The sequence below is a fragment of the Hymenobacter sp. B81 genome, from assembly GCF_044628455.1.
Taxonomy (GTDB): domain Bacteria; phylum Bacteroidota; class Bacteroidia; order Cytophagales; family Hymenobacteraceae; genus Solirubrum.
This window is the reverse complement of sequence record NZ_JBIYZW010000002.1, coordinates 789,146-801,385: the sequence shown is the minus strand read 5'-3', so window position 1 is coordinate 801,385 and position 12,240 is coordinate 789,146. Positions and strand designations below refer to the sequence as shown.

Annotated in this window: 4 protein-coding genes, 1 tRNA gene and 1 pseudogene; 3 read left to right on the top strand and 3 right to left on the bottom strand. The window is 66.4% G+C overall.

Annotated elements, in window-relative coordinates; genetic code table 11:
- Positions 1 to 27: 27 nt before the first annotated feature.
- Both ACE191_RS14650 and ACE191_RS14645 read left to right on the top strand, forming a co-directional pair.
- Positions 28 to 1,257: pseudogene (locus ACE191_RS14650) on the top strand (reprolysin-like metallopeptidase); the annotation flags it as partial.
- A 3,606-nt stretch (positions 1,258 to 4,863) separates the two neighbouring features.
- Positions 4,864 to 6,948 (top strand): ATP-binding protein, encoded by a 2,085-nt coding sequence (locus ACE191_RS14645; RefSeq protein WP_400192982.1) that lies wholly within the window; start codon positions 4,864 to 4,866, stop codon positions 6,946 to 6,948.
- Between the two features lie 109 nt (positions 6,949 to 7,057).
- Here ACE191_RS14645 and fbaA read toward each other — a convergent pair whose 3' ends face one another.
- The 3 genes from fbaA to ACE191_RS14630 all read right to left on the bottom strand — a co-directional run bounded on the left by fbaA (position 7,058) and on the right by ACE191_RS14630 (position 10,456).
- Complete coding sequence (gene fbaA / locus ACE191_RS14640) at positions 7,058 to 8,140, bottom strand: class II fructose-bisphosphate aldolase (RefSeq protein WP_400192981.1); 1,083 nt, start codon at positions 8,138 to 8,140, stop codon at positions 7,058 to 7,060.
- Between the two features lie 200 nt (positions 8,141 to 8,340).
- Positions 8,341 to 8,413: transfer RNA gene (locus tag ACE191_RS14635), tRNA-Met, on the bottom strand.
- A gap of 174 nt (positions 8,414 to 8,587) precedes the next feature.
- The gene (locus ACE191_RS14630; protein WP_400192980.1) at positions 8,588 to 10,456 is read right to left on the bottom strand and encodes a POTRA domain-containing protein; all 1,869 of its coding nucleotides are present in this window, start codon (positions 10,454 to 10,456) and stop codon (positions 8,588 to 8,590) included.
- Between the two features lie 138 nt (positions 10,457 to 10,594).
- Between ACE191_RS14630 and hemW the strand changes: the two genes are divergently transcribed.
- Positions 10,595 to 11,749: a radical SAM family heme chaperone HemW gene (gene hemW, locus ACE191_RS14625; protein WP_400192979.1), complete on the top strand. Its 1,155-nt coding sequence runs from the start codon at positions 10,595 to 10,597 to the stop codon at positions 11,747 to 11,749.
- Positions 11,750 to 12,240: the final 491 nt, after the last annotated feature.

Sequence of the window (12,240 nt, the reverse complement as noted above, 5' to 3'; positions counted from 1 at the left end):
GCCCTTCATTTCCTACCAACTACTCGTATGCGGCACCTGTACTTTTGGTGGCGGCTTTCGTCGCTGTGTTTATTGGGCGGCCTGCTGGCCGGCCCGGCCCTGGGCCAGCAGCGCCCGGCCTCCTCGCCCTGGCAGGCCGACGCGGCTGCCCAGACCGCGGGCCGCCGCAGCGCGCTGGCCGCAATGCTGTACCGCTACCAGGCCCTGACGGTGAACGTGGCCGCGTTGCGGGCTACGCTGGCAGCCGCGCCCGCCGAGGGCTCGGGCCAGAGCGCGCCGGTACTCACCCTGCCCCTGCCCGACGGCGGCAGCGCCCGGTTCCGCCTGAGCGAAGCCCCGGTGATGGCGCCCGAGCTGGCCGCCCGCTTTCCCGAAATCCGCACCTACACCGGCGTAGGCCTCGACGACGCTACCGCCACGCTACGCTGCGACTTCACGCCGCGGGGCTTTCATGCCCAGGTGTTGTCGCCCGTTACGGGCAGCTTCTTCATCGACCCGGTGAGCTCCGACGATCCGCAGCACTACCTGAGCTACTACAAGCGCGACCTGAACCGCGCCGCCCGCCCGGGCCTGAACTGCGGATTTCAACCCACGCCCCAGCAGGCCGCCGCGCCGCTGCCCAGCCTCAACCCCAGCCTTCCGGCCACGGCCGGCCGCTCGGCCGCGGGAAGCGGGGCCACCCTGCGCACCTACCGCCTGGCCGTGGCCGCCACAGGCGAGTACACCACCGCCCGGGGCGGCACGGTAGCCAGCGCCCTGGCCTCCATTGTGACGACCGTAAACCGCGTGGTGGGTGTATACGAGAAGGAACTGGCCGTGCGCATGACGTTGATCGGCAACAACAACAGCATCATTTACACCAACGGCAGCACCGACCCCTACACCAATAACAACGGGGAAGCCATGCTGACTCAGAACCAGACCACGCTGACCAGCGTGATTGGCGCGGCCAACTACGACATCGGCCACGTGTTCAGCACCGGCGGTGGGGGCATTGCCTACCTGCAAAGCGTGTGCAACGCCAGTCTTAAGGCGGGTGGCGTAACCGGCTCGCCCAACCCCACCGGCGACGCCTTTGACATCGACTACGTGGCCCATGAGATGGGCCACCAGTTCGGCGGCCGCCACACCTTCAACAGCACCAGCGGCAGCTGCAGCGGCAACCGCAGCAGCGCCACGGCCTTCGAGCCGGGCTCGGGCTCCACCATTCAGGCCTACGCCGGCATCTGCGACTCCGACGACCTGCAAAACAACTCCGACGCGTACTTCCACAGCGGCTCGTTTGAGGAAATGCGCGCCTTTATTGCCTCGACCAGCTGCGGCACCAGCACCAACACCAGCAACACCCCGCCGGTGGTCAGCGCCCCGGCCAACGGCAAAACCATTCCGGCCAATACGCCCTTCAAGCTCACCGCTTCGGCCACCGACGCCGAGGGCGACGCGCTGACGTACTGCTGGGAGCAGATGGACCTGGGCCCGGCCGCGGCCCTGACCACTGCGCAGGTGGCTAACTCGACGGTGCCCCTGTTCCGCTCGTTTACGCCCGTAACCAGCCCCACGCGCTACTTCCCCCGGCTGGCCAACATTCTCAGCCCACCCGCTGCCAACAGCATCAGCGCGCTATCGGAGCGGCTGCCCACGGTAACGCGCAGCCTGAAGTTCCGCTGCACGGCCCGCGACCAGCACGACAGTGGCGGCACGCTGGGCGTTATCGGCGGCGTGGACTACAGTCCCTACGTGACGCTGAACGTGGTGAGCACCGCCGGCCCGTTTGTGGTGACGGCGCCGAACACGGCCGTAACCTGGGCCGGCAACTCCACCCAGACGGTAACCTGGAACGTGGCCAACACCAACGCGGCCCCGGTGAGCTGCGCCACCGTGAACGTGCGCCTCTCGACCGATGGCGGGCAAACCTACCCCACCTTGCTGGCCGCCGGCGTACCCAACAACGGCTCGACCACCGTAACGCTGCCCAACACGCCCACCACCCAGGCCCGCCTGATGGTGGAAGCCGCCGACAACTATTTCTTCGACCTGTCCGACGCCAACTTCACCATCACGGCCGCCCCGGGCACTTTGTCGGTTACCAGCTTCTCGCCCGTCAGCGGCCCGGCCGGCACGGTGGTTACCATCACCGGCACGGGCTTCACCGCCGGGACTGGCACCCTGGCCGTAAGCTTTAACGGCACCGCGGCCCCTACCCTGGCGAACATCACCGCCACCAGCTTTCAGGTAACGGTGCCGGCCGGCGCCACCACCGGCCAGCTGGTGGTAACCAAGGGCAGCAGTACCGCCAACGCCGGCATTTTCACCGTGACGCTGGTGGCTACGGCCGCCGCCAACGGCCCCATCTGCGCCGGCAGCACGCTTAACCTGAGCGCCGGCGGCGGCGGGAGCTACAGCTGGACGGGCCCCAACGGATTCAGCAGCACTCAGCAGAACCCCAGCATTCCGAACGCTACCCTGGCGGCCAGCGGCACCTACACCGTGACGGTAACCAGCGGCAGCAGCAGCGGACAGGCCAGCGTGGCGGTGCAGGTAAATTCCTCGCCGGGCGTGGTCAGCATCACGCCTTCGTCGGCCACTACCTGCCCCGGGGGACCGGTTTCGCTCACGGCCAGCGTGCCGGCCCTCAGCACTACGTTGCTGAGTGAAAACTTCGACGCGGCAACTCTACCCGCCAGCTGGACCGTAGCCAGCAACGGTACCCCGACGCCGGCTACTACCGAATGGAAAATCCGCAACACGAACTACAGCCATAACCCCGGCGCAGGACTGCCTCGCCTCAACAATTTCGAGTTCAATAACTCCCGCTTTATTCTGGCCAACAGCGACGCGGGCGGCTCGGGCTCCGTTACCAGCACCACGCTCACCTCACCGGCATTCAGCACCGTGGGCTACAGCGCCGCGCAGCTCAGTTTCCAGCATTTGTTTGAGTACTACACCGACAGCCAGGGCTTCGTGGAAATTTCCACCGACGGTGGCACCACCTGGACTCCCCTGGCTACCTACACCAGCACGCAGGGCACCACTACCACGCCCGCCACGCCCACGCTCAGCCTGAGTGCTTACCTGAATAAGTCCAGCGTGCGGCTGCGCTGGCGCTACGAAGCGCCCTGGGGTTACTGGTGGGGACTCGAAAACGTGTCGGTTACGGGTACGCCCACCCCCATTTCCTATGCCTGGACGCTGGTGAGCGGCAACGGTCTGCCGGCCACTGTCAACACCGCCGGCCTTTCGGTGAGCCCCACTGCTACCTCGACTTATCAGGTTACGGCCAGCAACGGCGGCAGCTGCACCAGCACCGGCACGGTGACGGTAACCGTAGTCACCGAAAGCGTGTGGACGGGGGCCGTTTCCACCGATTGGTTTGCGGCGGGCAATTGGGTGGGCTGCGTACCCAGCGCCGCGATTGACGCCCGCATCCCGGCCAGCCGGCCGCGCTACCCCAGCCTCACGGCCACCGCTGCGGCGCGCACGCTCACCATCGAAAACGGCGGGGCCCTGACGGTGGGCACCCGCACCCTGCAGCTAGCCGGCAGCTTCGTCAACCAGAGTGCTACGGCCTACACCGCCACCGGCACGCTGGTTCTGCAAGGCACCAACCCGCAGCTCAGCGGCGTCAGCTCGGTTAACAACCTGACCCTGGAACTGAGCAGCGGCGCCGTAACCCTGCCCGCCGACCTGACCGTGAACGGCGCCCTGACCCTGACCAGCGGCCGGCTGAACACCGGCCCGCGCACCGTTACCCTGGGCACCACCGCCACCATCGCCGAAACCGAAACCAGCTACGTAACGGGCACGGTGCAAGCCACCCGGGCCCTGGCGGCCGGCACGGCCAACAGCTTTGGGGGCCTGGGCCTCACCCTCACCCCGGCCGCCGGCTCGGTAGCCCCGGGCAGTACTCTGGTGATTCGCAGCACCGGCACGGCCGTAACGGGGGAGGGCAACACCGGCATCGAGCGGTACTTCGACATCCGGCCGGCCACCAACGCAGGGCTGAACGTAACGCTGGCTTTCCGCTACTTCGACCACGAGCTGAACGGCGCCCACGAAACCGACCTGACCCTGTTCCGCTCGGTGAGCGGCCCGGCCGGTCCCTGGCAACCTCAGGGACAGAACGGCCGCAACGCGGGCACCAACACCGTCACCAAAACCGGCATTGCGGCCTTTTCGATCTGGACGCTGGGCGACGCCACCCGCCCGCTGCCCGTAACGCTGACGTCCTTCACGGCCGAGCGGCAAAACACCGGGGTGCAGCTCGGCTGGATTACTGCCGCGGAGCAGGACAACGCCTATTTCGCCGTGGAGCGCAGCCCCGACGGGCTGACGTTTACGGAGCTGGGCCGCGTGGCAGGCCAGGGCACCAGGGCCACTGCCCATTCTTACACCTGGCGCGACGAGCGGCTGCCCGCTGGCACGACCACTCTGCACTACCGCCTGCGCCAGGTCGACCACGACGGCACCAGCAGCTACTCGCCGCCGCGCCTGGTGACGCTGCCGCTCACGGCTCGCTTCGCCGTGTTTCCCACCACCATTGTCGACGGGCAGCTGCGCTATGAGTACCAGGGGCCGGCCGCCGAAGCCGTGCTCGACGTGTACAGCGTAACCGGTCAGCACCTGCGCCGCGTGGCCGGTGAGATTGGGGTCGGAGGGGCACTGCCGGTTCACGAGCTGCCCGCGGGCTGGTACGTGCTCAAGCTGATTACCGCCCAGGGCCACCACACCGCCCGCTTCTACCGGCCATAGATTCCTCCGCGACCGTTCCCCGCTACGAGGGCTGGTCCACTGCCGGATCAGCCCTCGTTCTGTAGTCGGGTCGGCGGCCCGGGCGCCCCACAGGCCAGCTTGCTACCTTCGCCCATGCTTTCACGCATTTTCCTGCTGCTTCCGTTGCTGGCCCTGCTGACGGCCCCGGCCCGGGCGCAAAGTCCGCAGACGCCCGGGCTGCGCCGGGCCCTGCACCTGGCCCGCCACGACACCACCCGGGTGCTGCTGCTGGCCGACCTGAGCGCGTCGTTCCGCTACTCGCATTTCGACTCGGTGCAGTGGTACGCGCAGCGGGGCCTGCGGCTGGCGCGGCAAATCGGCTACCGCAAGGGCGAAGGGCGCTGCCTCTCGCGCCTGGCCATCCTGATGAGCGAGCGGGGCAACCTGCCCCAGGCCCTGCGCATCGATCTGGCCGCGCTGCGGCTCAACGAAGCCAGTGGCGACCGGGAAGGCATGGCGCGCACCCTCAACCAGATCGGCCTGCTCTACCAGGCCCTCGAAGACTACCGGCCCGCGCTGTCGTACTACTTCCGGGCCCGGGCCATCTACGAGCACGAGGAGGTGGGCGACGACTCGCAGCTGGTGAGCGTGCTCACCAACATCGGCGCCACCTACGAAGGCCGGCAGCAGCTCGATTCGGCCGTGCGCTACCTCAACCGCGCCTACCAGCTCACGCGCGAGTCGCGCACCGTGGGCCGGAGCTGCTGGGGCAACCCGCTGCCCTACGTGCTGCGCGAGCTGGGCCTGCTGCAGGCCTCCCTGGGCCATCCGGCCGCCGCCCTCGCCTACTACCGTCGCAGCGCCCAGGCCGCAGTGCCCGAAAACGACGTGCGTAGCGCCTGCCGCGCCTTTCAGTACCTGGCCGAGCTGTACCACCGCAGCGGGCAGACCGATTCGAGCGTGCACTACGCCCGCCGGGCGCTGGCCCTGGGCCAGGGGCTGCCCTACATCATTGGGGTAGTACGCACCAGTCAGCTGCTGTCCGCCACTTTTCAGCAGCAAGGGCAGCGCGACAGCACGCTCAAGTACCTGCGCATTATGGTAGCGGCCCAAGATAGTCTCTACAACCCGCAGCGCATCAAGCAGCTCGACGCCATCGGCTTTGCCGAGCAGCAGCGCCTGCGCGAGCTGGAAGACGAGCGCGCCCAGTATGCCGACCGCCTGCGCACCTATGGTCTGCTCACCGGCCTGGCCGGGGCCTTGCTGATTGCGCTGCTGCTGTGGCGCAGCAACCGCCTGCAGCAGCGCGCCAACGTTCGCCTGCGCGCCCTGCACACCGAGATGCTGGGCCAGAAGCAGGAACTCACCGACCAGCGCGACAGCCTGGGCCGCATGCTGCACGAGCTGAAGGCCACCCAGAGCCAGCTGGTGCTACGCGAGAAAATGGCCTCCCTGGGGCAGCTGATGGCCGGAGTAGCCCACGAGATTCAGCACCCGGTGAGCCACGTGCGCAACTTTGCCGGCATCAGCGCCGAGCTGAGTCAGGAGGTGGAAAAGGAGCTGGCATCGGTGCCCATGAGTTACGATAGCCGCGAATACCTGGCCGAGATGCTGGGCAACCTGCGCCAGAATCAGGTGCGCATTGCCCAGTACGCCCAGCGGGCCGACGGCATCGTGCGCGGCATGCTGGAATACTCCCACGGCAGCCCGGGGCCCCGGCAGGAAACCGAGCTGAACGCCTTCGTAGAAGACTATCTGCGCCTGACCTACCACGACGCCCGCGCCAAAAACCGCCAGTTTCACGCCGCCCTGCTCCCTCGCCTCGACCCGCAGGTGGGCACCGTGGAGGTGGTGCGCCACGACCTGGGCCGGGCGCTAATCAGCCTGTTCACCAACGCCTTCTACGCCGTGCAGCAGCGCCAGCAGGCCGGCGAAGACGACTACGTGCCGCAGGTAAAGGTGAGCACCCACCAGGGCGAAGGCCAGGTGGAAATCCGGGTGCGCGACAACGGCCCAGGCATTCCGGCCGCCGCGCTGCCCAACGTGTTCGAGCGGTTCTTCACCACCAAGCCGCCGCACGAAGGCACCGGCCTGGGTTTGGCCCTCACCTACGAGCTTATTACCAAGGGCCACGGCGGCACACTCACGGTTGCCACCGAGGAAGGTGCTTTCACCGAGTTTACCATTTCCCTGCCCCTCAAGCCCCAGCCGGCCGGTGCGCCGGTTGCTGCGGGCTGAAGCCACTGCGGGCTGCAGTTGATAGTTCCCAAAACTAGCCCCGGGGTCATCGGCAGCTGCCAATGACCCCGGGGCAAACTTGCTTCTGAGCTAGGAGGCCGCGACCGGACTAGTAGCGGCGGTTCAGGGCGTTCAGGTCGTCGAAGGCGTGCTTGAGACGGCCCACAAAGGCCTTTTCGCCGTCGCGCAGCCACACGCGCGGGTCGTAGTACTTCTTGTTGGGCGAGTCGGGGCCCGAGGGGTTACCGATCTGGCCCTGCAGGAAGGCTTCGTTCTTGACGTAGTAGTCCTTGATGCCCTCCCAGAATGCCCACTGCAGGTCGGTGTCGATGTTCATCTTGATGGCCCCGTAGCTGATGGCCTCGCGGATTTCCTCGCGGCTGGAGCCCGAACCGCCGTGGAACACGAAGTCGATGGGCTGGGGGCCGGTGTGGAAGTGCTCCTGCACGTACTGCTGCGAGTTTTTCAGGATGATGGGCTGCAGCTTCACGTTGCCGGGCTTGTACACGCCGTGCACGTTGCCGAAGGCGGCGGCCACGGTGAAGCGCGGGCTCACCTTCATCAGCTCCTCGTAGGCGTAAGCCACTTCCGAGGGCTGGGTGTACAGTTTGCTAGAGTCCACGTCGGAGTTGTCGACGCCGTCTTCCTCGCCGCCGGTCACGCCCAGCTCGATTTCCAGGGTCATGCCGATTTTGCTCATGCGCTCCAGGTAGCGCTTGCAGATGTCGATGTTCTCCTCAATGGGTTCCTCGGAGAGGTCGAGCATGTGCGAGCTGTAGAGCGGCTGGCCGTACTGGGCATAGTGCTTTTCGCCGGCGGCCAGCAGCCCATCGATCCAGGGCAGCAGCTTTTTGGCGGCGTGGTCGGTGTGCAGAATCACCGGCACGTTGTAGAGCTCGGCCATCAGGTGCACGTGCTGGGCGCCCGAGATGGCGCCGGCAATGCTGGCCTGCTGCTTATCGTTGGCCACGCCCTTGCCGGCGAAGAACTGCGCCCCGCCGTTGGAAAACTGAATGATGACCGGCGAGTTGACTTCCCGGGCCGTTTCCAGCACGGCGTTGACGGTGTTGGAGCCGGTTACGTTCACGGCCGGCAGCGCGTAGCCTTCGGCCTTGGCGTGCTGAAACAGGGATTGAACTTCGTCGCCGTGCAGGACGCCGGCGCGCAGGGAAGAGGAGGGAGATTCCGCCATGAACAAAAGTGCTTGGGTTCAGCCGATAGAAACGGCGGGCAAGATACTCCATCGGCTTCGCTCGCGGGCGGCCCCAGGCGGAATTAAAAGCCGGCACCTCATTCGGCAAGCCTCAGCCGCTGCCTCAGCCGCTCACAAACCGCCGGACCGGAAATGAAAAATCCTCAGCAAGAGCAAGTCTTACTGAGGATTTTTGGAGGTAGCGGGGACAGGACTCGAACCTGTGACCTTTGGGTTATGAGCCCAACGAGCTACCAACTGCTCCACCCCGCACTGTTTGGTTCTGCAAATGTAAGAGGCTTTTTCGGAAAAGCACGCCCCCGGGTCACACTTTCCCACCCAAAGTGGCTTGCCGGCTGATAATCAACCGGTAAAATTTTCACTTCTCCGCTTTCCCCGCACCGCCAGCCTGCCCCGTCGCTCTGCTTATGCCCCCGGCCCGGCGCTTTAGAAGCGGCTGGTGATGCCGAAGTGAATCTTGGAGGCGTTGAGGGCGAAGCGCTGGGTGCTGGTGCGGCCGGTGGAGTACACGAACTGAAATACGCCCGCCCCGGTCCGAAAGCTCAAGCCCGCGCCCAGGCCCGTCGGGGCATCTTCGCCGGTCTGGCCGGGCAGGCCCCGGCGCAGGTAGGCTTGGTCGGCAAACACGAATACGTAGGCTTCGGGGCCGGTGAACTGGCGTAGTTCCACGGTGCCCACGCCGTACTGCCCGGCATAGAAATCCAGCTCGTTGAAGCCCCGCAGCGTACTCAGTCCACCCAGGCGAAACAAATCGTTCAGGAACAGCCGCTGGTTGAGCAAAGCCTCGCCGCGCACCCGGGCCAGAATGACGCCCTGCTTGCCCAGCCGGAAGTACCGCTCGAGGCGGCTGCTCAAGCTGATCTGCGTGGAGCGCAGCGGCAGGCCCTCGTAGAGCTCGGGCTTGAGTTCGGGGTTTTTGCTGATGGTTTTGTTGCCCACCGCGCCCTGGGCCAGCAGCAGCCAGCCCTGCCGGGGAAAGTAGGGGTCGTCGAGCGAGCTGAGGGCATAGTCGAGGCCGTAGGCGGTGTAGCGCGAGTCGATGTTGCTGGGCAGCGCGGTGCGGGTGCGGAAGGTGCTGTCGGCCAGCAAGCGGGAGTTGCGCTGCTCCAGAAACAAGCTCAGCCGCCCGGCGCGGGGCGTGGCGTAGCCCACCTGCAGGCGCGGGCGCAGGGTGAGGAAGTCGTTGTTTTGCTTGAACAGGTTGAAGGTGGCGCCCACGTCGAGCGGGGAGCCCAGGAAGTTGGGGTGCTGGTAGCCGGCGTCGAGCAGCTGCGAGGCCACGTCGACCTTGCGCCACTGCACGCCCAGCTGCTTGCCACTGCCGCCGAGGTTGCGCAAATTCAGCGTCACGTCGCCCGTAAGCTGCACTTTCTTCTGGCCCACGGTAGGCGAAGGGTTGGGCAGTACGCCCACGATGGCGTCGAACTGGTTGGCGTTGCGGTCGTCGAGCAGCAGAAACAGGCGGGCCCGGCCGCGGGCAAAGCGCACCTCGGGCTCGGCGCGCAGCTGCAGGTAGGGCAGCTGGCGCAGCAGCCGGTCGGCCCCCTCCACGCGCTGCTGGCTGTAGGGCTGGTTGGGCTCGATCTGCAGGTAGCGGGTGAGAAAGCGCTTGCGCGTCTTGGTGTTGCCCACAATCTGAATGGAGTCGAACACCACCACCGGGCCGCGGTCGAGCACCAGGGTGGCGGCCACCTCCGAGCCGGTGAGCTGCACCGAGTCGAGGCGCACCTGGGCGAAGGGGTAGCCCTCGTTTTCGGCCGTCGTAAGGATGCGCTGCTGCAGGCGGGCCAGGTCGGCGGGGCTCATGGTCTGGCCGCGGTACACCCGCTCGCGGAAGCCGCTGCGGCTCAGCAAATCGTCGCCCACGTTGCCGGGCTGCAGCCGCGCCCAGCGAAACCGCTCGCCCACGTAGAGCTGGGCAAGCAGGGTGTCGCCGCGCCAGCGCAGCTCGTCGGCCGAGGCCGTGAGGTAGGCGTCGGCCTGCAGGGCCAGCACCAGCTCGCGCACCGTGCGCAGCGCCGCCAGGGTATCGGCCGCCACGGGGCGCAGGCGGTAGCGGCGCAGCACGGGCTGGTCGGCGGCTTCGGTGGCGAGGCGGATGTACTTGGGGCGGCCGGCGGGCAGACGCTTGGCCGTAGCGGCCGGAGTGGGCGCCGGCACCGGGGCCGGTGGGGCGGCGGTGGGCGGCAGGTTGGGGGTGGCTACCGGCGAGGTGGTTTGCGCCCACGCCGCGGCGGGCCGGCCGGTGGCCAGCACGGCAATCAACCCCAGAAACAGCAGCGGGCGGGTGTACATTTGCAGGCTCGTAACGCAAGTAGCGTCGTTTTCATTTCCCGCGCCGCTTCGGCCGGCTTTTCTCGGTGCGCCGGGCCGCGGCGAACTACCCGCGCCCGGCGGCTGTTGCCCCATCCGTACCTTCCTTTTCCCGCGGCCGTGGCCGGACTCTACCTCCACATTCCCTTCTGCAAGCAGGCCTGCCACTACTGCGACTTCCACTTCAGCACCGCGCTGGGCCGCAAGGGGCAGGTGGTGGCGGCGCTGGAGCGGGAAATGGCCCTGCGCCACGACTACCTCGGCGGGGCCGAAATCGGCACCATCTACTTCGGCGGCGGCACGCCGTCGCTGCTCACGGCGGCCGAGCTGACCACGCTGTTTGAGGCCATTTACCGCTACTTCCCGGTGGCCGCCGGGGCCGAAATTACCCTCGAAGCCAACCCCGACGACCTCACGGCCGACAAGCTGCGCGAGCTGGCGGCCTCCCCGGTCAACCGCCTCAGCATCGGCCTGCAAAGCTTCCACGAGCCCCACCTGCGCCTGATGAACCGCGCCCACTCGGCCGAGGAGTCGCGGCGGGCGGTGCTGCTGGCCCAGGACGCGGGCCTGGCCAACCTCAGCATCGACCTGATTTACGGCGTGCCCACCGACCCCGCCGGCGACCACGCCATCTGGCAGCGCGACCTGGACCAGGCCCTGGCGCTGGGGGTGCCGCACCTCTCCTGCTACGCCCTCACCGTGGAGCCCCAAACGGTGTTTGGCCGCCGGCAGCGCCAGGGCCTGTTCCGCCCCGCCCCCGACGAGTTTGTGGCCCGGCAATTTGAGTTGCTGCTCGAGGCCACCGCCGCCCACGGCTACGAGCAGTACGAAATCAGCAACTTCGCCCAACCCGGTGGCTACTCGCGCCACAACTCCAGCTACTGGCAGGGCGTGCCCTACCTGGGCCTGGGCCCCAGCGCCCACTCCTTCGACGGGCTGAGCCGCCAGTACACCGTGGCCAGCAATGCCCAGTACGTGCAGGGCCTGCTGGAGCGCGGCGAGCTGCCCGCCACCCGCGAGGAACTCAGCCCCACCGACCGCGCCAACGAGTACCTGATGACCAGCCTGCGCACCGCCGCCGGCTGCAATCTCCGCTACCTGCGCCAGCACCTGGGCGTGGACCTGGCCACCCGGCACGCCGCCTACCTTGCCGAGCTGCAGCAGCAGGGCTGGGCCACCCTCGCCGCCGACACGCTGCGCCTCACCGACCGCGGCAAGCTGCTGGCCGACCAGATTACCCTGGAACTGTTTCTCGAAGCCCCGAGCGCGGACTAAACCGGTAGCGACCAGCACTACAAAGCCAAGGGGCCGTATCCAAAGGCGTTTCTGGTCTTCGCTAAGACCATTTCGGTGTTAGCTAACACTATTTTGGTCTTAGCGAAGGCTGTTTCGGTCCTGGTTAAGACCATTTCGGTCTTACTAACACCGATTCGGTCTTGATTAAGGCTGTTTTGGTCTTACCTATGGCTGAATTGCTACTGGCCAATGCAGAATCACCCTAACGAAGGCCGTTTCGATGCTGTCCAAAATAACATCGCGCTAGCAAAGGTGGCGTTGGTAGCACCTAATTGCTTATTCCCAATTGTATATACCGTCAACATGAAGATTTACCTGTTCCGAAAAAAGATTGAGCACAACCGGGTCACAGAACTATTTAGAGGATATTTTTGCCCTCTGAATCAATATCATATCACATTCAGATTTTATTCTTCAGCCGCGCTGCGCTGAGCTTATCACTCACTTTAATCTTCTTAGCCGGCTGCGGC